The sequence below is a fragment of the uncultured Flavobacterium sp. genome (assembly GCF_963922255.1).
Classification (GTDB): domain Bacteria; phylum Bacteroidota; class Bacteroidia; order Flavobacteriales; family Flavobacteriaceae; genus Flavobacterium.
This window is the reverse complement of record NZ_CAWUIC010000006.1, coordinates 19,014-39,714: the sequence shown is the minus strand read 5'-3', so window position 1 is coordinate 39,714 and position 20,701 is coordinate 19,014. Positions and strand designations below refer to the sequence as shown.

The window sequence follows — 20,701 nt, the reverse complement described above, 5'->3', positions numbered from 1 at the left end:
TATTAATTAAAATTCGTATTGTAATGAAACATTTGTGTTTACAAATTTACCAAAAGCAAGCGTACCTTGTACAAAAAATTTGCTAAATTGGTATCTACCCGAAAATTCTCCTATCAAATTTCGTTTAGTTTTACTTAAATCTTTCATTCTTTCATTTAAAATATCTTGTAAAGGAATGATTTCTTCAATAGTTCCTTTTTCACCATCAAACTTATAATTGAAATCACTAATATTGAAAATAACTCCCCAAATAACTTCTAATTTTTTATGTGTTTTAGAAATATTAATTTGGGTTTGATAGGTATCAATACTACTTCCTAAAGAATTAATTCCTAATGTTCCAAAATCTGATTGAATATCTACAAAATCAAAACTTAAATTTTCTTTAGAATATGCAACTAATGCTGATAAGTGAATTGTTTTATTGAAATTTTCTGAAAAATATTGATCTAAATTATGCTTTAAACCAGCACCGTACACTTGATAATCTCCTTTTTTAAGTTGCGTTTTTGGAGAGAACTTTACTAAAAGCTCTGTTCCGTACCACAACCCAACTCCAGCTTGAAGATAAGGATAAAAAACAGTTTCTTCATTAACTCCTTCTGGTGATTTCAAACGCACTTCAGAACCACCTAAGTCTCCTACTAAAGTATATTGCTCATTATTCCCTAGAGCAGTCGGAACAACAACACTATTTTGTCCTTCGATGGAGAAAAACTCAAAATCACTATTACTTGCAATAAATGTTCTATCTGCTTTTGGCACAAAAAACAAATTTGCGTTAACTCCAAAAGTAACTTCACCTAATTCTTTTTTCTTGGCAGAGGTCATCCATCCAGAAGAAGATTGGTAAACAGCTCCATCAGTAGCAGGAGTTATGTATTTATCTGAATACAAAAGGGCATCATTTAGTAGATACCCTATTTGTTGAAATACTTCTAAATCTTGTGCTTTTAACTGGTTAGTACTACCTAGTAATAAAAATAAAACAATCGTAGCAAATTTATTCATCCTAAGCGTCAATGTTTGCGTAAGCTGCATTTTTCTCAATAAACTCTCTACGAGGTGGAACCTCATCTCCCATTAACATTGAGAATATCCTATCTGCTTCGGATAAACTATCTATATTTACTTGACGTAATGTTCTAAAATCTGGATTCATAGTTGTATCCCATAGTTGCTCAGCATTCATCTCTCCAAGACCTTTATATCTTTGAATTGCTGCCGAACCTCCCATTTTTTGATTAATTAAATCACGTTGATCATTTGACCAAGCATATTCTTTTTTATTACCTTTTTTAAGTAAGTATAAAGGTGGAGTTGCAATATAAACATGTCCTCTTTCAATTAATTCCTTCATAAAACGGAAGAAGAACGTTAAAATTAGAGTAGAAATGTGACTACCATCGACATCGGCATCACACATAATCACTACTTTATGGTATCTTAATTTAGAAAGATTTAGCGCTTTAGAATCTTCTTCTGTTCCGATAGTTACACCAAGTGCTGTAAATATATTTCTAATTTCTTCGTTTTCAAAAACTTTGTGTTGCATGGCTTTTTCAACATTCAAAATCTTACCTCTTAATGGCAAAATAGCTTGAAATGCCCTATCACGACCTTGTTTTGCGGTTCCACCTGCAGAGTCTCCCTCGACAAGGAAAACTTCACATTTTGCTGGATCTTGTTCTGAACAATCCGATAATTTTCCAGGTAATCCTCCACCACCCATAACGGTTTTTCTTTGAACCATTTCACGAGCTTTTTTAGCAGCGTGACGAGCTTGAGCAGCCAAGATTACTTTTTGAACAATAATTTTAGCATCATTAGGATTTTCTTCCAAATAAGCTTCAATCATATCTCCAACCGCTTGAGAAACTGGAGAAACCACTTCTCTATTTCCAAGTTTTGTTTTGGTTTGTCCTTCAAATTGTGGTTCAGCTACTTTTACAGAAATAATTGCTGTTAATCCTTCACGGAAGTCATCTCCAGAAATTTCAAATTTCAGCTTATCTAGCATTCCCGAAGCATCAGCATATTTCTTTAAAGAACGAGTTAAACCTGTTCTAAAACCTTGTAAATGTGTTCCTCCTTCGTGAGTATTGATATTATTTACGTAAGAAAAAATATTTTCAGAATAACTAGTGTTGTAAATTAATGCCACTTCAACAGGAATTTCACCCTTATCTGTATCCATTGAAATCACATGTCCAATAATTGGCTCACGATTAGCATCTAGATATCTAATATATTCTTTAAGACCTTCATTGGAATGGAAAACTTCAGAAACAAAATTTCCTTCTTCGTCTTTTATTCTTTTATCTGTAAAAGTAATTGTAATCCCTTTGTTCAAGAAAGACAACTCGCGCATACGAGCAGACAAAGTATCATAAGAAAACTCAATTGATTGTGTAAAGATAGTATCATCAGGATAAAATGTAACGATTGTTCCTCTTTTATCAGTAGTACCAATTTGTTTTACTGGATAAAGCGCTTTACCTCTTTCATATTCTTGTTCGTAAATTTTTCCATCAGCACTATGAACTGTAGCACGTAATTTATTAGATAAAGCATTTACTACAGAAACTCCAACACCATGAAGTCCACCAGAAACTTTGTACGAATCTTTATCGAATTTACCTCCAGCGCCAATTTTAGTCATTACAACTTCTAGGGCAGAAACTCCTTCTTTTTTGTGAATTCCAACAGGAATACCACGACCATTATCTTCTACTGAAACCGAACCATCTTCATTAATATCAACTCTAATTGTATCACAATGACCTCCCATTGCCTCATCAATAGAATTATCTACAACTTCATACACTAAATGATGAAGTCCTCTAACACCTACATCTCCAATATACATGGAAGGACGCATTCTTACATGCTCCATTCCTTCTAAAGCCTGAATACTATCAGCTGAATAATTATTCTTCTTGTTTTCTTCGCTCATATTTTATCGCTTATAATCTCATTTTATTAAACAAACAAATATAGTCATTCAGATAGAGAAAGTTTCTAAAAAGTGGGTTTAAATCGTTTTAAGTTATCAACATTTGTTAATTTCTAAAAAGTGTCTTAAATCAAATAAAAATAGGCAAAAATTAGATTTTAGTCCCTTTTAGCGGGTTCAAGAATTGCAATTCTATAAAAGTGCTTTAAAAGCGATTTATTGACTTCAAAATAATTGTCAATTTAGTCTTCTAGTATGCTTCTGTATGGACATTTGCTACTGCTCTTCCTGATGGATCATTCATGTTTTTGAAAGCTTCATCCCATTCTAATGCGATTTTTGTACTACAAGCTACACTTGCTTCCTGCGGAACACTTAAAGCTGCTGCATCACTTGGGAAATGTTCTGTAAAAATGGAACGGTAATAATATTCCTCTTTAGATGTTGGAGTTTGAATTGGGAATTTATATTTTGCATTAGCTAATTGTTCATCTGAAACTTCTTTAGCAACAACTTCTTTTAAAGTATCAATCCAACTATAACCTACTCCATCACTAAATTGTTCTTTTTGTCTCCAAGCTACGCTTTCTGGTAACATATCTTCAAAGGCTTTTCTCAAAACCCATTTTTCCATACGCTCTCCGTTAATCATTTTGTCTTTTGGATTGATTCGCATCGCAACATCCATAAATTCTTTATCTAAAAATGGCACACGACCTTCAATTCCCCAAGCAGCTAAACTTTTGTTTGCTCTTAAACAATCGTACATGTGTAATTTACTTAATTTACGTACCGTTTCTTCATGAAATTCTCTGGCATTTGGAGCTTTGTGAAAATATAAATAACCTCCAAATAATTCATCTGAACCTTCTCCCGAAAGAACCATTTTGATTCCCATTGATTTAATAACTCTTGCCATTAAATACATAGGTGTTGAAGCACGAATGGTTGTAACATCATACGTTTCTATATTATAAATTACATCTCTAATGGCATCCAAACCTTCTTGAATAGTAAATTTAATTTCATGATGAATCGTTCCCAAATGATCGGCTACTTTTTGAGCAGCAGCTAAATCAGGTGAACCTTCTAATCCTACTGCAAATGAATGCAATTGTGGATACCAAGCATCTATTTTACTATCTGACTCAATTCGTTTTTGAGCATATTTTTTAGCTATAGCTGAAGTAATAGATGAATCTAAACCTCCAGAAAGCAAAACTCCATAAGGAACATCACTCATCAATTGTCTTTTTACAGCAGCTTCTAAGGCTGTTTTAATTTCAATGATACTGGTTTCGTTTTCTTTTACTGCTTCAAATTCTGTCCATTCTCTTTTATACCATTGTACAAATTCTCCATCTTTGCTTGACATATAATGTCCTGGTGGAAATAATTCAATTTTTGTACAAACTCCTTCTAAAGCTTTTAATTCTGAAGCTACATAAAATGTTCCGTGTTCGTCCCAACCAATATATAAAGGTATAATTCCCATATGATCACGAGCAATGAAATATTCATCTTTTGCCACGTCATAAATTGCAAATCCAAAAATTCCGTTCATTTCATCAATAAAGTGAACTCCTTTTTCTTGGTATAAAGCTAAAATAACTTCGCAGTCACTTTCTGTTTGAAATTGATATTTACCTTCAAATTGTTTTCTTAATTGTCTGTGGTTATAAATTTCTCCATTGGCTGCTAAAACCAAACTTTTATCTTTTGTAAACAAAGGTTGTTTTCCTGAAGCTGGATCAACAATAGCTAAACGTTCATGAGCAATGATTGCTTTTTCATCACTATAAATTCCGCTCCAATCTGGTCCACGATGACGAATGGTTTTTGACATTTCTAAAACTTTAGGTCTTAAGGTTTCAGCTTTTTGTTTTAGGTCGAAGGCACATACTATTCCGCACATAATTATATTGTTTAATCGTTTATTTGTGTAACTGTTTAATTGTTAAACAAAACTGGGGATAAATAAAGTGTATTGAAACTAAAAAACTAATTTTAGTTATAAATTAAAACTTTAAAATTAATTTTAGTGTAAAATTATAATCAAAAATCGTGCTTATGATATGATTATTTTGAAATTTTAAAATGAAAATATTATTCAACGGATTGAATTTTATATTTTGTGGTGTTTATTTGGAATTCAGAACCAACTTTGTTTCCCATTAACATTATACCTAATGGTGATTGTGGAGAAAGTGCGAAAATATCTTTATTTTCAATGGTGATTTTTGGTAAAGCTGCACTTACAAAAAAATAAGTTTCATTCGCTTTAACTAAACTACCTAGAGCTACTACATTGTGATTTTGAGCAGCATCAATTTTGTCTAAAATAGTTTTTTGCTCTAGAACTTCTTTTAATTTTTGAGTTAGTTTTTCTTGTTCCAAATGCATCATTGCCAATGCTGTTTCGTGTTTGTCTCCAGCTGAACCTTTGGCATCATTTTGAGCATCAATAGCTAAATCTGAAATCATTTTTTGAAGGATTTCAATTTTTTCTTGAACTATAGATTTGTATTGTAAAAGTATTCGAGGTTTTGTTGGCATAAATATTAAATAAAAAACGCTAAGTTAAAAATTACTTAGCGTTTTTTATAAATTTTATTATTTCTTAAAAATCAAACTTATAATTAGCTCCAATCATTACTTGAATAGATTGTACTGGAAAGTTTACCCAACGTTGATAATTTTGACTTGCTAAGTTGTTTCCTTTAATAAAACCTGTTAATCTTTCATTGTATTTATATCCAACATGAGCATTTAAATCAAAATAACTGTCTAATGTTACCGTTTGTCTGTCATACATTGGTGGAAAAACAGCAGCATCACTTGGTACTGATACTTGGTCTTTTCTATCTCCAACAAAAAATACTTTTGCACCAGCATACCATTTTTCTGTAATATTGAAATCTACTGATGACGCTAATTCAAACTGTGGTAAATTCCAAGCTTCTTGCTCTTCATCAACAGAATAATTATTATAAGAACCGCTAATTCCAAAAGAAACATTTTTAGAAAAATCAGCTTTCAATTCAGCAAATCCTGTGATTGTTTTTACGTTATCATAAACTACATCAAATGAGTTTCCAAAAGCATAACCTTCTGGGTTTCCAAAAAGTGGATCATATGAATTGCTAGTAAATAATGCTTTTGCTTCTTCATCTTTGTAAGATGCTCTCAAATTAAATGAAACTGAATTTGACAATTTCCCTTTTAAACCTCCATAAACATCATATTTTTGATTCGTTGGAGAAACAAAAAGTGTTGGAGAAACAAACGGATTTACATCAACAAAATCAGCATACGAATTTTGACGCAACGTTCCTTCTGCTCCAGCATAAGCTGTTAAAATCTCTGGAACTAGTTTGTATGAAGCTTTTATATTTGGATAAATAAACACATTACTATCTGATATTCCATCTGTTTTTTGAGTGCTGTAAAAAACTGAAGCTCCAAATTGAACTGAATAATCATCTTCTTGCAACAAAATACTTGGACTTACTCCAAAATTAATTGTACTGTATTTATATGATTCATCAAAAGCTACATTTCTGTCAAAGCTTCCTCCAACATAATCAACGATTACATCTAAATTTACTTTGGTATTCATTATTTCAAATGAAGTTTCTGGTTTGATGTAAAATCTATTTTCACCAGAACCTAATGCATCTGAAAAACGTTTGAATAGCAATGTTGAATTATCTAGAAAACCGTCTTTCATTCCTAATTTTCCACCTAATTGAATGGTATTGTATGATTGCTTTTCTTCAATTGAATTCAAAGCTGTTTCATCAAATACAATATATTCTGAAGGTAAACCATACCAATTACTTACTTGATTTTTATATCCTAAATCTACATTGTAATGCAAATCTTTATCACGACTTCCGTAAGTTACATCAGCACTTGTTGTTGCAAATTGGTTGTCCAAAACAACACCATCAATATCTCCTTGAGAAGACAAATGACGAATCATTCCACCAACATATTCACTCCTACTGATATCTTCTGTAATGAATAATTCTGCGTTGATTGTTAGGTAATTTCCTAAACCTAAAGTTGCATAATTTTTGAATAATTTTTCTTTTTTAGCTTTTTCTACATCAGCTGCTTTTCCTTTAGCTGGTGTAAAAGTTGAAGCTACTGGAAATGAAAAAATAGAATATTCAATTTGCTCTTTCTGTACTTCAACATCATCTTCAAAAGTAGGTGTTTCTTTTACTTTGAATGCATCTGAAATTGTTGGACTGTATGGTTTTACAATATTTACTACTTCAGAACCTAAATTTTCATCTTTTTTTTGGGCTAATCCAAATTGGAATGAAAAAATTACTGTGATTAGGATTATATTTTTTAAATATCTCATTTCGATTTATATTTTAATAAAGCTTAATTTATTACTCTTGAATTGATGAATTACGTTTTGCTTCTTCTGATTTTATTTTAGCTAATTCGTCTTTAGCTTCAGTTACAACATCTTCATATTGACCATAATTATCAATAACACTATCTAAAATTGTAGTTGCTTGGAAACTATCGTTTAATTTGAAATAATTTTTAGCCATTACGATCAAACTTTTGGCAGCAAAATACTGGTACCCTGAATAATCTTTCGCATATTTCTCTACAATTTTGTTTGAATCAGCATATTTTCCTTCTTTGTTTTTAAAATAAGCATCGTAGTATAAAGCTTCTGCTGCTAATTCCCCTTTTGCTATTTTTTGTAAGTTTTGATAGGCTACTTTTGCTTTATCTTCATTTCCTGTTTTAATTGCGGAACGAGCTACAATGATTTGAGCATCACTTTTTACTCTGTCTTCGATTTTTTCATTAGCTAATACTTTATCAGCGTAAGTAACAGCATTTGCGTAATCTTTTTTCTCATAATAAGACTTCATCAAATTAGATTGAGCAAATGTGATATTTTGAGGAAAATCAGCTTCCGTTTCTAAACGTTTTAAGACAGGAATAGCTTTATCAAATGATTTTGCCTTTAAATAAACTTGTCCTAAACGTGCTAGAGCTTGTTCTGTAAATTCACTTCTTGGTTTACTGATAACATATTCATAATGTTTGATTGAATTATTTTCTAAACCATCAGCATAATATAATTGAGCCAAGTAAAAATTAGCTTTTAAAGCATGAAGTCCGTTTGGAAAACTTCCTAGATAAGAAGTAAATCCAGAAGTTGCTTGTTTGGCATTATTCATTAAGTATTGTTTCTCCGCTGATTCGTAAGTTGTGTTATCTAAATCTGCATTTGAAACTTCAATGAAATTTAAGGTTTTTACCCAAGCAGCATATTCATCTACTCTACCGTTATCAATATATATTAATCGAGCTGTTGAAACTGCTTCTAAAGCTTCAGGAGAATTTGGGAAATCAGCCGCTACTTTTTTAAATTTAGTGATGGCTAAATCTTCTTTTCCGTTGTTGTAATGAATTAAACCTTGTTTCAAAATAGCTTTTGCCAAATAAGAACTTGTTTTGTGGCTATTGATTAATTTATCAAATGTTTGAATGGCTTTGTCTGTTTTATTTTCGTTTACATAAGTATTTCCTAGTTCATACAAAGCATCATCTGCATATTGCGATTTTGGATATGTTTTTGAAAAATTTTCTAAATCTTCAATTTTTCTATCATTCTTTCCTACAAAACCATAGCTGATTCCTTTTTGATACGCTGCGTAATCAGCATCTGGACTTTTCAATTCTGTTACTTTATTGTAAGCATCCATAGCTGGCCAATATTTTGCCGAAATAAAATTACAATCACCCAAACGCAAATAAGCATCTGTCAAACGTGTTTTATCATTTTTACTTTTTGCAATATAATTTCCAAAACTTGTAATGGCATTATCGTATTCTTTCAATTTAAAATAAGTATATCCTAAATTGTAGTCAATGTTTGTGTTTTCTGGTGTTGAAGCAGAAGCACTACTGTTTTGAAATTGTTTGAATGTGATTTTTGCTTCATTGAATTGGTCCAAATTATATTCTGTTTCTGCTTTCCAAAACAAAGCTCTTGCTGTAAACTTTGGATCTTTATTTTCAGCGATGGCTTTTTTGAATAATCCTAAAGCTTGAGCATTATCACCATCAGTATACACTTCTAAACCTCTATAAAAATTGGCTAATTGATACGCTTGACGGTTTTCTGGAGATTTATTTTTTTCCAAAAGCACTAAAGCATCTTTGTAATTTTTTGAAGTAATGTATGAACTAATCAAAAGATTATTGATTTCTTGCTTGTATGAAGAATTTGGATATTTAGTCAAATAACCTTGTAAGACTTCTGGTGTACTTTTGAAGGAATTTCCAATTTCATAACTCAATTTTGCATAATTCAAATAAGCATCTTCTTGAATTTTTAAATCAAATTCCATTTCAGAAGCTGTCTTAAAAGCCGTTAGAGCTTGGTTTTTCTTTCCTGTATTCAAGTAACATTCTGCTAAATGATAGTAAGCATTTTGAGCAACAGCATCATTTCCACCAATTATTTTATTGAATTGAGAAATAGCTTTTTCATAATCCTTTTGTTTATAGTATGCATAACCTAATTGGTAATAATCCGTGTTATTCCATTTCCCTCTTATTCCTCTGTAATCTTCTAAATAAGGAATTGCTTTTTCATATTGCTTTAAATTAAAATAACTTTCTCCAATGATTTTTGACAATTCACTCACTTCAGTTCCTCTAGATTTTGGCAATTGAGCTAAAACTAAGTCAATAGCTTTTTGAAAATTTCCTAATTTGAAATTCATATCAGCTTGGAAATAACCCATTTTTTCTTTGTAACGATCTTGGTCTGAAACTTTATCAAAATAATCGTTTGCTTGCTTATAATCATCAGTTTCATAAGCTAAATAACCAAGATAATATTTTGCTTGGTTACCGTATTCTTTTGAATTGACAACTTTGTTGAAATAATTAGAAGCTTCTTTTATATTTTTAGCCGTAAAATAAGCATATCCTTTTTGGAAATTGAATTTTTCCCTTTCAGAAGTTGTCAAGCCACTTTCATCTACTTTATCAAAATATTTTAACGCTTGAGGATAATTACTTTGGTCAAAATAATAATGAGCCACTTCAATGTAAGCTTGATTTTGTTTGGTACTTGTTGGGTAATTTTCCACAAAATCTTCCATTAGTTGATCTGCACCCATTTGATTTAATCGAATAGCACAATTAGCTATATAATAAGCACAATCTGCTTTTAGATCAGTACTAGAAACTGAATTATTCACTTTGTCAAAAATAATTTGAGCAGATTGATATTGTTTATCTTTATACAATTCAACGGCACGGTCAAACTCTTTTAATTCATGCGAATAAATGGCTGTTTGTTGAGCCACAACAAAAGTTGTTTGAAAAAATAACAATAAGTAAAAAATCTGTTTTGTAAGCTTCATTTTATTCCAGTTTTAGAATCTCAAATATAAGTTATATATGAGTACTAACGAGTGAATGACAGTTTATATTGTGAACAAGGTTTTAAACAAATTTGTTATTTTTTTACAATTGGCTGATATTATTTTGAATAGAACTTTACTATTATTACTTTTACACATTAAATCATAAAAATCATGGCAGAAGCTATCCTTACTTTACGAGACGCAGCAATATATCAAGAAAATAACAGGGTTTTAAACAACGTAAACTTAGAAGTAAAACGCGGTGAGTTTATATATTTGATTGGTAAAACTGGTGCTGGAAAAAGTAGTTTTTTAAAAACACTTTATGGAGATTTATCTTTGTTAGAAGGTGAAGGAAGTATTGTAGATTATGATTTAAAAAAACTTAAGGAAAAAGATATTCCTTATTTGAGAAGGAAATTAGGAGTTGTTTTTCAAGATTTTAAATTATTACCCGATAGAAATATTCACGAAAATTTATTGTTTGTTTTAAAAGCAACTGGTTGGAAAGAAAAAGCCGAAATGAATTTAAAAATCGAAGAAGTTCTGGATAAAGTTGGGATGAAAATGCAAGCGCACAAAATGCCTCATCAAATTTCTGGTGGTGAGCAACAGCGTGTTGCTATTGCAAGAGCTTTATTGAATGACCCAGACTTAATTTTAGCCGATGAACCTACAGGAAATCTTGATCCTCAAACTTCGGTTGAGATTATGAATGTGCTAAAAAACATTAATGAAAACGGCAAAACAATTTTAATGGCTACCCATGATTATGCTTTAATCATGAAATTCCCTTCAAAAACTTTAAAAGTAGAAGACGGAACTATATTTGAAGTAGTGCAAAGAACGGTTTAATGCTATCCATATTAATTCCCACATATAATTACAATGTGTTTTCTTTAGTTCAAGAATTGTATGACCAAGCTGTACTATTAAATATTAATTTTGAAATTATAGTTCTTGATGATGGAAGCACTAAATTTGTGGAAGAAAATTCTAAAATAAACTCTTTAGACAATTGTTTTTTTAAAGTAAATTCAGAAAATTTTGGCAGAAGTAAAACTAGAAATTTATTAGCTAAAAATGCAACATACAACTGGTTATTGTTTCTTGACGCTGACACTTTTCCTAAAAACAATCAATTCTTAGCCAACTACTTTCACCACATTGACGATAATTTTGATGCCATAAATGGTGGGATAGTTTATCAAGAAGAGAGCCCTGAAAAAAATCAATTATTAAGATGGAAATATGGAATTGAAAGAGAAGCTTTATCGGCTGAAAAAAGAAATGATAATCCTTATCTGTCTTTTTTAACTTTAAATTTTTTAATTCGAAAAGATGTTTTTAAAGCAGTTTCCTTTAATGAAGAAATTCCTAATTTAAGACATGAAGACACTTTATTTTCATATGAATTAAAGAAAAAAAACATCCAAATAAACCACATTGATAATCCAATTATTCATAATGGATTAGACACAAGCGAATTGTTTTTAAAAAAATCTAGAGAAGCTGTTGAAAACTTATATTTCTTATACAAAAATGAATTGATTTCATCAGATTATGTTAAGCTTTTAAAAGTTTCGGAAAGGATAAAATCAATAGGTATAAAATGGTTTTTTAAAGGAATTTATAAAGTTTTTCAAAAACCATTAGAAAAAAATCTACTAAGTAAAAATCCATCTATATATTTGTTTGATTTTTATAGATTATGTTACTTAAGTTCATTGTAAACTATTTCATTTAGGTAAACTTTATAGTCATTTAAAATTTTCTCGGTATTATATTTAAAACTTTCTAATTGAGCGTTTTTTCCCATTTTAATTCTCACTTCTTTATCTAAAATCAATTTTTCTAATTTATTGATAAATTCATTTTGATTACCATCTTCAATTAAAAACCCAAATTCACTGTTAAGTATTGACTTTACACCAATTGGACAATTATAAGCTACAACAGGCAGTCCAAAACTCATTGCTTCTAGAATAACTAACGGAAAAACTTCAAATCTAGAAGTTGATATATAGATTGAACTATTTAAATAATATTCATTAATATTTTTAGTGGATTTATGAATTATTAAATTTCTAATATCGTTGTTCTTCATTAGTTTTAAGATATCAAAATAACCTTTTTCATCACAAAAAACCTCAAATGTCCATGATGGATATTTTTTATTTATCGCTTTGCAAATAGGAATAATTCTGTCAAATCCCTTTTCATAATTATTTCTAGTAACACATATTATTTTCTTATCGCTTAAATCTGAATGTACAGAACTTTGATCCACTGGATTTGGAATTATTTTAGCACTTTTTAAATTCCATTCTTTTTTACTTTCTTCAGAGAGCATTATAATATTTGAAAAATATTTAATGGAAAGTTGCCTCAATTTAACTACAATTTGATGAGATCGTTTAGCAAAAAATGTATTATTTTTTTTTTCAGAAACAATTTTTGAGCAATGAATTTCTAAAACTACAGGAATAGCTGTTTTTATAATTATATTAAAAAACATAGCTTTTAAACCATTATCAGCAATTACAATAACATCTGGTTTAAACACTTTTAAAACTGATTCTACTTGTTTTTTATACGCAGCTAAAATGTTAAAAAAATTTCCTTTTAAAGAAACATCAAACAAATCTACATTAGGATTAAGATCAAAAAACAATGGATCATTTCCTTTATTTTGGGTCAATATTGCTACATTATTTTCATTATTCTTAGATAAAAAATTAGCTTTAGCAGAAATAATTTTTGCAACACCACCACTAACATTCAATTTAGGAATCAAGAATAAAATTTTCATTTATAATTTTCAATAAAAAAATTAAAATCTCTGATATAATCTTCTTCTTTAAAAGTATCAGAGGCAATAACTAAACAAACTGCTCCAGAAGAAAAATTATCTAATTCTCTCCAAATATTTGTTTTGATTAGCAAGCCTTTATTTGGTTTGTTTAAAGAAACTTTTTGAATAGATTTTCCATCGTTTAACACTACATCAAAACTTCCTGATAATGCAATTAAAAATTCCAATTGTTCTTTATGAGCGTGACCACCTCTTTTAGCAGAGCTTGGCACATCATATAAATAATAAACCCGTTTAATTTCAAAAGGAATTACATTTTTTTCTATAATTGCTAAATTCCCTCTATAGTCTTCTATTTTCGGTATATCTATTATTTCTATATTCATTAATTTAATTCTTTAAAAAGTTGCAACCATTGAGTTCCTATGTTTTCCAACGAAAATTGTGCTACAGAACTTTTAGCATTTTGTTTACAATGTAAATATAAATCATTATTTGAAATCATTTTGTTCATTGCAACTTTAAATGCCTCAAAATTTTGATTTTCAACTAAAATTCCGTTATGATTGGTTTGTATAATTTCACTTGGACCAGATGCACAATCAAAAGCAATGACTGGTGTACCACAAGCTAACGCTTCTAAAATAACATTAGGAAAACCTTCGTTTTTACTAGTTAACAACAGTAGTTTTGCGTTTTTCATAAATTTGAAAGGATTACTTACTTTTCCTTCAAAGCGAATCATTTCTTGAAGATTTAACTCATTTACTTGTTTTTGATAAGTATGTTTTAAAATTCCATCACCTAATATAACTAATTTTATATTTTTTGAAGGTAATTGTGAAGTAGCATAAGTTTCAATTAATTTGTTAAATTGCTTTACTTCATCATTCATTCTTCCAACTGCAAGAACATATTCAAAATCTATTTTCAGAACTTCGTTAGCTAAATTTTCTTTGGTATCAAAATCTATTGGATTGTATAGAGTTTGCAATTGATTATAAGAATATTCATTTCTGATTCTATTTTCAATTAATTTAGAAACAGTAATTATTTTTTTAGATTTTTTGTAAATTGTATTGGCTAAAAATTTGTTTTTAGGAAAGTACAATTCAATCATATAACTTCTGATGGAAACAAGTAAAGGAGCATTATAAATTAATTTAGCTATTAAAAATTCTTGCCACTGAGAACTTCTAACTCTAAAATCAATGATAAAATCAAATTTATTTTTTCTAAAAAACCTATATAAAACAAAAAATCGTTTTAATCTATTTATAACATCAAATTCGTTATCATTTTTTAGTTTTCCCAAATTTAAAAGTTCACCGTTATATTCATATTCGACATAATCCTGCACTATAACATGATGCACTTTGCAATTGTTTTTATGAAAATAAGTAGACAACAATGCAGCACATCTTTCAGCGCCACCTGTTGCTAACATATCAGACATTATACAAAGTTTATATTCTTTTTTATCTAAAAAATTCAATTTTTGACTAATTTTAGCAACAAATATAAGTAATATATGAGAATATTATTGGTTGGTGAGTTTAGCAGATTGCATAATTCTTTGAAAGAAGGTTTGATAGAAAATGGACACGATGTTGTAACCATCAATAATGGTGATGGATTTAAAAATTATCCTTCTGATTATTCTAATCGTGCGACTTTGAGTGAAAGCAAACTAGGAAATATTTTTCGACAAATTATCTATAGAATAACGAACTTTGATATTTCAAAAATTGAACGAGGCATTCGCTTTTATATTCATTTAAACAAATTAAAAAAATTTGATATAGTTCAGTTAATTAATGAAGCTCCAATACAAACTACTCAACATTTTGAATTTTACCTTCTAAAAAAAATTTTTAAGCATAATAACAAAGTGTTTTTACTTTGTTGCGGTGTAGATTATATGAGTATGAATCACATGGTTCAAAAAAAAGAACGTTATTCAATAATGAATCCTTATTTTGAAGAAATTTCAGAAGCGAAAATACAATATAGTTATATGTTTAATTATTTGAATAAAACCCATCAAAAAATACATTCTTTTATATATGCAAATATTAAAGGAGTAATAGCTTCTGATTTAGATTATGTTAATCCTTTACAAACAAATTCTAAATTTTTAGGACTAATACCTAATCCCATAAATTGTACTAAAAATGAATATTCAGAATTAAAAATCTCAAATAAAATCAATATTTTCTTGGGAATTAATTCTGGTAACTCCTATAAAAAAGGTGTTCCTTTTTTTGAAAAAGCATTAGAGATTATTGCCAAAAAATATTCAGAAAAAGTAAACATCAAAATTACTAAAGATATACCTTACCAACAATACATAAGATTATATAATGATTCGCATATTTTATTAGATCAAGTTTATGGTTACGATCAAGGTTATAATGCTTTAGAAGCTATGGCAAAAGGAAAAGTTGTTTTTACAGGTGCAGATAAGGAATTTTTAGAATATTATAATTTAAAAGAAGATGAAGTTGCTATAAATGCGTTACCTGACGTAAATTATTTGGTTGAAAAGTTGTCTTTTTTAATAGAAAATCCGTTTAAAATTAGAGATATTGGTCAAAATGCTTCAAATTTTATAGAAAAAGAACATAATCATATAAAAATTGCTAAAGCTTATTTATCTAAATGGAAATAAAAAAATTAAATAAAATTGCTTACATGAAAAATCTATTTTCTTTTAAAACCAATAATTTTTTACTAAGGTTATTAATTGTAGCGTTAATTCCTTTGGTAATAATCTCGTTTTTTAATAATCCAGCTACAGATGATTTTTATTTAGCAAATTTATCTTTAAAACATGGTTTAATAGATGTTCATTTTTGGCATTACAATAACTGGAGTGGTCGGTATTTTTCAAACGGTATTTTGTTTTTTAGTCCATTGTATATAGAAAATTTTTTTCTGTATAAAATCATTCCTATTGCATTACTTTTTATTTTTATTTTTTCAGTTCATCATTTTATTTCGAGTATTTTTCACCCTATATCAAATAAAAAAAAATGGTCAATAAGTAGTTTAATCATTCTACTTTTTCTAATTCAGGTAATTGATATTTGTTCCGCTTTTTATTGGTTACCAGCTGCTATTACTTATCATTTTGGAATTTCATTAACATTATTGTTTGTTTCATTTTATGTAAGATTTAAAAAAACCAATCGATATGTTTATTTAGTATTGTCTCTTTTTTTTGTTATCTTTTCAATGGGTTGTAATGAAATTATAACTATTTTAAATTCCTTATTAATTGGCGTTTATTTTTTACATCAAATTTATTCTAGTAAAAAGATAGATTACACATTGCTCATAGTAGTTTTGATTGCCGCAATTTTTGCAAGTATAGAATTATTTGCTCCAGGAAACTCAGCTAGAAATGAGCAAATTGTCACCGATGGACAATATAATTTAATACACTCCACCTATAAATCCATTGTTCATAGTATCTTATTTTTTCTAAAATGGTTTCCTTTAGTTTTATTATTTGCCTTTTTATTTAGCAAGAAAATATATCAATCCTTTAAACGAGGCTATTTTAAATTTATGCATCCAATTTGGGCATTTTTCATATTATTCTCTATTTTATTTATCAGCTTATTTCCTAGTTTTTACATTCAAAATAATATAATTGCTGATCGATCTTTAAACATCATCTATTTTTACTTTATTATTTTTGGTTTATACAGTATTTTATGTTTGTTAAAGTTTGCAAAAGACAAGTATGATTTTGAGATTAAACTAAATAAATCATCAAAAATTGCTGTAAGTTGGGTTATTGTTTTCTTTACTTTTTCTGATACACCAATCACAAATGCTTATGAAGATTTAGCAAACGGAAAAGCATATGCTTATAATCAACAAATGAAAAGCAGGTTTGACTTAATAAAAAATTCAAGTGAAAAACAAATTACTGTTCCTGCATTGACTAAAAAACCACAAACTATTTATCAAGATCTTTTTATGGGATTGACTCCAAATTTGGATAATTGGAAAAATCAAGATATTTCAGAATACTACGGTAAATCGGTAATTGTAAAACCATCAGAAATTGAAATTATTGAATAAATTAAATCCAACTTCTTCTAAAGTAAATTCCTAAGACCACAAAATATATAAAAAAAGTAAAAGCATGAGCCATAACGATACCTTCAATTCCATATAGATTCAATAAATAAATACTAGAAAACCACAATATTGTTAAAGAAAATATTTCTGTAACAATAAATGCTTTTGTCAACTTTTTAGCAAAAAATTGTAAAGCCAAAATGGTAGATAAAGCTTTAAAAAAATCACCTAATAACTGCCAGAAAAACAATTTTGATATTGGTAAAAATTCTTTGGTAAATAAAATTTGAATCAAAATATTTTTCAATAAATAAACCAAAATCAATCCTACTAAAAAGACTGGAATTATTCCTTTGTAGTAACTCCATATTACTTTTTTTGTTTCTGCATTTGAAGTAGATTTTGATAATTTTGGCAGAAAATAAACAGTCAAAACCGTTGTTAAAAAAAGTAAATAATAATTTGAAATTCGAGTAATTGCTTCCCAATAACCTGCTTGATTTATATCAAAATTTTCTATAATTGAATTTCGTATAGCCAAGTAAACCATTGGTCCAAAAATCATAGAAATCAAAGCCATTAATGAATATTCAGACATGGGTTTTAATACCGAAAAATCAAAAGATTTTATAGCAATTAATTGAAATAGATTTATCTTCTTATGAATAAAAAATAAAGTCACAAAAAACAAAACTGAAGGTGATAGAATTACTGCTAAAAGTGCTCCAAAAGTTTTGTAAAAAAAGATCAATCCAACAGTAATTAGTAAACCTAAAACGTTTCCAATAATATTGATGTAAATTACTTTTTTAAATTCTCCAAACCCATTTATCACAGAAACTAAAACAAGGGAAGCAATGTACCAAGGCAAAGCTAATCCAAATGCTTTAAAAATCCATTCATATTGAAAATCACTGCCAAAAATTTCTTGATTTAAATAATTTGCCAAAAAGTAAAGTAAACCACTTAAAACTAAAATCACACAAAACAAAGTAATGAAAACAGTTGATAAGAATTGTTTTAATTCCTCTTGATTATCTTCTTTTTGAGCTACATATTTTACAATACCGTTAGTGAAACCTAAGGTTGCAATTCCCTCTACAGAAGCTGTGAAATTACGAAGATTCCCAACCAAAGCCATTCCGCTTGGACCAATACAAATGGCAATTACTTTTGATGAAACAAATCCAATAATTATCTTTAAAATCACACTTATACTATTTAAAGAAGTGATTTTAAATAATTCTTTCTGAGCTATTTGCTTGAAAATATTCAATTAGTACTGGTTTAAAATTTGAATCACTTTACTTACTTCATCATTTGTCATAATTGGAGAAATAGGAATACTCAAAACCTCATCATGAATTTTCTCTGAAATAGGAAATGATAAATTATTCCATGCTTCAAAAGCTTTTTGTTTATGAGGTGGAATGGGATAATGAATCATGGTTTCAATTTCGTTTTCCTTTAAATATTCTTGCAATTTATCTCTGTTTGCTGTTCGAATGACAAATAAATGAAAAACATGGTCATTAGAAAAACTCCAAAAAGGTAGATTAATTTTTACATTATTAATTTCTGTCAAATAACGTTTTGCAATTGCTCTTCTATTGTTATTTTCTTCATTTAAAAAAGGCAACTTCACGTTCAAAAAAGCAGCTTGAATTTCGTCTAAACGACTATTTACACCAATAAACTCATTATGATATTTCTTTTCTGAACCATAATTTCTTAATGAATGCACTACTTTAGCCAATTCATCATCATCAGTTGTAATAGCACCAGCATCTCCTAGAGCTCCTAAATTTTTTCCTGGATAAAAACTATATGCTTGCGCATTTCTAACTTCTAAATTCTGAATTCTAAATTCTGAAACTGCTCCGTGAGATTGTGCTGCATCTTCAACTACTAATAAATTATGTTTTTTAGCAATTTCATAAGTTTTATCCATTTCACATAATTGTCCATATAAATGAACTGGTAAAATGGCTCTAGTTTTTGAAGTTATTTTTTCAGTTATTAAATCTGGATCAAGGTTATATGTTTCCAATTTAGGTTCAACCAAAACAGGAACTAAATCTGCTTGAAGTACTGCTAATATGGAAGCAATATATGTATTTGAAGGAACAATAACTTCATCTCCTTTTTTCATTAATCCCAACTGAATGTAAGCTTTAAAAATTAAAACTATCGCATCCAAACCATTTCCAACTCCAATACAATATTTTGTTTTAGTACATTTTGCAAAATCTGTTTCAAATTGTTTTACTTCATCACCTAGAATAAACCAGCCTTTATCTAAAACCAATTGCATTTTTTGATGAAATTCGTCTTGATATTGAGCATTTATTTTTTGTAAATCGAGGAATTTTATCATAACATAATTGTATCAAGCAAACCAAAATTTGCAGTTTCCACTTCATAAAAATCTTGAACCACTATTTTAGCTCCAAAACTTTCTTTCCAGAATAATAGTCCTTCATTTATGTTTTTTCCTTGATTTTCATTAGAAGGTCCTAAATCAAAATATTTTTTGTTCTTAAAAACTTCAGTCATTAAATGATGGTATAAATAATCTAAACTTCCTAATTCATTTTTTGCTTCATTACCAGAAATATATTGTGGATGAGCCACATGTTCTGAGATAAAAACGGTAGTTCCTGCTACAATTTTACCTCTATCATACACATTAAAGTGTCGGATGTTTTTAGGAAAACGTTTTTGCAACAATGTTATTTCTTGGATCGTATGAACTGGTTTTGCTTGGTGTTTTTTCTCTAAATTTGGAATTAAAATTTCATTCCAAAACAACTCAAAATTCAATTCTTCTCTGATTTCCAGATTGTTTTTTGCACCACGTCTAATGTTTTCTCTCCTAGATTTTGCAATTCTATAAGGTTTAGAAGTATCAATAACAGCTAAACTATCTCTTCTTATTAATTGTGATTTTGTAATAAACAAACAGTAGTCAATTTCTGATGTAAAACAATCCCAATAAATTGGAGGAATTTGCTTTAATTGCAATTTTGATATGTCATTTTGATGTAAAAAATTCAAAACTGATTTGAATATTGAGATAACGTGAACTAGCTTAACATTTTCTAACAAAATAAATCCACCATAAGTCAATCCTTGATGTGAAAAAAGAGCTTGTTCTACTTTATTTGCTGGTAAAATTGAAATTAGAGTATCTTTTTCGTCAAAAATCAGTAAAGAATAATCATCAAACCTATCAGTATGATATTCCATAAAGTCTCTATGAAATAAAAATGTTGCATTTTTTGCTTTGCTTACAAACTCATTCCAAAGAGAATAATATTTAGATGTATATCGTTTTACTGTAAGTTTATTCACAATTATTTTTTTGTTATTAATGTTTCTTTTTTGTGATTTAAGTTAAATTCTTACTTG

Annotated in this window: 16 protein-coding genes; 4 read left to right on the top strand and 12 right to left on the bottom strand. The window is 28.7% G+C overall.

The window, feature by feature from the left end:
- Positions 1 to 6: 6 nt before the first annotated feature.
- From AABJ49_RS06360 to AABJ49_RS06335, 6 genes are all read right to left on the bottom strand, one after another.
- Entirely contained in the window at positions 7 to 1,011 is a 1,005-nt protein-coding gene (locus AABJ49_RS06360) for a DUF6588 family protein (RefSeq protein WP_338377102.1), read from the bottom strand.
- Between the two features lies 1 nt (position 1,012).
- Complete coding sequence (gene gyrB, locus AABJ49_RS06355) at positions 1,013 to 2,956, bottom strand: DNA topoisomerase (ATP-hydrolyzing) subunit B (protein ID WP_338377100.1); 1,944 nt, start codon at positions 2,954 to 2,956, stop codon at positions 1,013 to 1,015.
- Between the two features lie 250 nt (positions 2,957 to 3,206).
- Positions 3,207 to 4,871 carry an asparagine synthase B gene (gene asnB, locus AABJ49_RS06350; protein ID WP_338377098.1) on the bottom strand — a complete coding sequence of 555 codons (1,665 nt, stop codon included), beginning with the start codon at positions 4,869 to 4,871 and terminating at the stop codon, positions 3,207 to 3,209.
- A gap of 191 nt (positions 4,872 to 5,062) precedes the next feature.
- Complete coding sequence (locus AABJ49_RS06345) at positions 5,063 to 5,512, bottom strand: hypothetical protein (RefSeq protein WP_338377096.1); 450 nt, start codon at positions 5,510 to 5,512, stop codon at positions 5,063 to 5,065.
- A gap of 64 nt (positions 5,513 to 5,576) precedes the next feature.
- On the bottom strand, positions 5,577 to 7,331 hold the full coding sequence (locus AABJ49_RS06340) for a TonB-dependent receptor (protein ID WP_338377094.1): 1,755 nt from the start codon (positions 7,329 to 7,331) through the stop codon (positions 5,577 to 5,579).
- Positions 7,332 to 7,362: 31 nt separating this feature from the next.
- Complete coding sequence (locus tag AABJ49_RS06335; protein ID WP_338377092.1) at positions 7,363 to 10,377, bottom strand: tetratricopeptide repeat protein; 3,015 nt, start codon at positions 10,375 to 10,377, stop codon at positions 7,363 to 7,365.
- Between the two features lie 174 nt (positions 10,378 to 10,551).
- Between AABJ49_RS06335 and AABJ49_RS06330 the strand changes: the two genes are divergently transcribed.
- The gene (locus AABJ49_RS06330) at positions 10,552 to 11,235 is read left to right on the top strand and encodes an ATP-binding cassette domain-containing protein (protein WP_338377090.1); all 684 of its coding nucleotides are present in this window, start codon (positions 10,552 to 10,554) and stop codon (positions 11,233 to 11,235) included.
- Positions 11,235 to 12,113: a glycosyltransferase family 2 protein gene (locus AABJ49_RS06325; RefSeq protein WP_338377088.1), complete on the top strand. Its 879-nt coding sequence runs from the start codon at positions 11,235 to 11,237 to the stop codon at positions 12,111 to 12,113. Before AABJ49_RS06330 ends, AABJ49_RS06325 begins: the two co-directional genes overlap by 1 nt.
- Here AABJ49_RS06325 and AABJ49_RS06320 read toward each other — a convergent pair.
- The 3 genes from AABJ49_RS06320 to AABJ49_RS06310 are packed head-to-tail and all read right to left on the bottom strand — an operon-like array spanning position 12,095 to position 14,651.
- Positions 12,095 to 13,192 carry a glycosyltransferase gene (locus AABJ49_RS06320; protein WP_338377086.1) on the bottom strand — a complete coding sequence of 366 codons (1,098 nt, stop codon included), beginning with the start codon at positions 13,190 to 13,192 and terminating at the stop codon, positions 12,095 to 12,097. The genes AABJ49_RS06325 and AABJ49_RS06320 overlap by 19 nt on opposite strands.
- Positions 13,189 to 13,581, bottom strand: coding sequence for an FdtA/QdtA family cupin domain-containing protein (locus AABJ49_RS06315; RefSeq protein WP_338377085.1), 393 nt, complete (start codon positions 13,579 to 13,581; stop codon positions 13,189 to 13,191). Before AABJ49_RS06315 ends, AABJ49_RS06320 begins: the two co-directional genes overlap by 4 nt.
- Positions 13,581 to 14,651, bottom strand: a complete 1,071-nt coding sequence (locus AABJ49_RS06310; protein WP_338377083.1) for a glycosyltransferase — start codon at positions 14,649 to 14,651, stop codon at positions 13,581 to 13,583. The genes AABJ49_RS06315 and AABJ49_RS06310 overlap by 1 nt, the downstream gene beginning before the upstream one ends.
- A gap of 75 nt (positions 14,652 to 14,726) precedes the next feature.
- Here AABJ49_RS06310 and AABJ49_RS06305 point away from each other — a divergent pair, with 75 nt between their 5' ends.
- Both AABJ49_RS06305 and AABJ49_RS06300 read left to right on the top strand, forming a co-directional pair.
- Positions 14,727 to 15,866 carry a glycosyltransferase gene (locus AABJ49_RS06305; RefSeq protein ID WP_338377081.1) on the top strand — a complete coding sequence of 380 codons (1,140 nt, stop codon included), beginning with the start codon at positions 14,727 to 14,729 and terminating at the stop codon, positions 15,864 to 15,866.
- Between the two features lie 23 nt (positions 15,867 to 15,889).
- Positions 15,890 to 17,290: a DUF6056 family protein gene (locus AABJ49_RS06300; protein WP_338377079.1), complete on the top strand. Its 1,401-nt coding sequence runs from the start codon at positions 15,890 to 15,892 to the stop codon at positions 17,288 to 17,290.
- 1 nt (position 17,291) lies between these two features.
- Here the strand turns inward: AABJ49_RS06300 and AABJ49_RS06295 are convergent, their stop codons facing one another.
- The 3 genes from AABJ49_RS06295 to AABJ49_RS06285 are packed head-to-tail and all read right to left on the bottom strand — an operon-like array spanning position 17,292 to position 20,644.
- Positions 17,292 to 18,566, bottom strand: a complete 1,275-nt coding sequence (locus AABJ49_RS06295) for an O-antigen translocase (RefSeq protein ID WP_338377077.1) — start codon at positions 18,564 to 18,566, stop codon at positions 17,292 to 17,294.
- Entirely contained in the window at positions 18,567 to 19,667 is a 1,101-nt protein-coding gene (locus AABJ49_RS06290) for a DegT/DnrJ/EryC1/StrS family aminotransferase (protein ID WP_338377075.1), read from the bottom strand.
- Positions 19,664 to 20,644: a GNAT family N-acetyltransferase gene (locus tag AABJ49_RS06285; protein ID WP_338377073.1), complete on the bottom strand. Its 981-nt coding sequence runs from the start codon at positions 20,642 to 20,644 to the stop codon at positions 19,664 to 19,666. Before AABJ49_RS06285 ends, AABJ49_RS06290 begins: the two co-directional genes overlap by 4 nt.
- Between the last annotated feature and the right edge of the window lie 57 nt (positions 20,645 to 20,701).

What these genes read in the sequence shown, in the direction of transcription:
- AABJ49_RS06360 (WP_338377102.1), bottom strand. Translation starts at nt 1,011, where the DNA reads ATGAATAAATTTGCTACGATTGTTTTATTTTTATTACTAGGTAGTACT.
- gyrB (WP_338377100.1), bottom strand. Translation starts at nt 2,956, where the DNA reads ATGAGCGAAGAAAACAAGAAGAATAATTATTCAGCTGATAGTATTCAG.
- asnB (WP_338377098.1), bottom strand. Translation starts at nt 4,871, where the DNA reads ATGTGCGGAATAGTATGTGCCTTCGACCTAAAACAAAAAGCTGAAACC.
- AABJ49_RS06345 (WP_338377096.1), bottom strand. Translation starts at nt 5,512, where the DNA reads ATGCCAACAAAACCTCGAATACTTTTACAATACAAATCTATAGTTCAA.
- AABJ49_RS06340 (WP_338377094.1), bottom strand. Translation starts at nt 7,331, where the DNA reads ATGAGATATTTAAAAAATATAATCCTAATCACAGTAATTTTTTCATTC.
- AABJ49_RS06335 (WP_338377092.1), bottom strand. Translation starts at nt 10,377, where the DNA reads ATGAAGCTTACAAAACAGATTTTTTACTTATTGTTATTTTTTCAAACA.
- AABJ49_RS06330 (WP_338377090.1), top strand. Translation starts at nt 10,552, where the DNA reads ATGGCAGAAGCTATCCTTACTTTACGAGACGCAGCAATATATCAAGAA.
- AABJ49_RS06325 (WP_338377088.1), top strand. Translation starts at nt 11,235, where the DNA reads ATGCTATCCATATTAATTCCCACATATAATTACAATGTGTTTTCTTTA.
- AABJ49_RS06320 (WP_338377086.1), bottom strand. Translation starts at nt 13,192, where the DNA reads ATGAAAATTTTATTCTTGATTCCTAAATTGAATGTTAGTGGTGGTGTT.
- AABJ49_RS06315 (WP_338377085.1), bottom strand. Translation starts at nt 13,581, where the DNA reads ATGAATATAGAAATAATAGATATACCGAAAATAGAAGACTATAGAGGG.
- AABJ49_RS06310 (WP_338377083.1), bottom strand. Translation starts at nt 14,651, where the DNA reads ATGTCTGATATGTTAGCAACAGGTGGCGCTGAAAGATGTGCTGCATTG.
- AABJ49_RS06305 (WP_338377081.1), top strand. Translation starts at nt 14,727, where the DNA reads ATGAGAATATTATTGGTTGGTGAGTTTAGCAGATTGCATAATTCTTTG.
- AABJ49_RS06300 (WP_338377079.1), top strand. Translation starts at nt 15,890, where the DNA reads ATGAAAAATCTATTTTCTTTTAAAACCAATAATTTTTTACTAAGGTTA.
- AABJ49_RS06290 (WP_338377075.1), bottom strand. Translation starts at nt 19,667, where the DNA reads ATGATAAAATTCCTCGATTTACAAAAAATAAATGCTCAATATCAAGAC.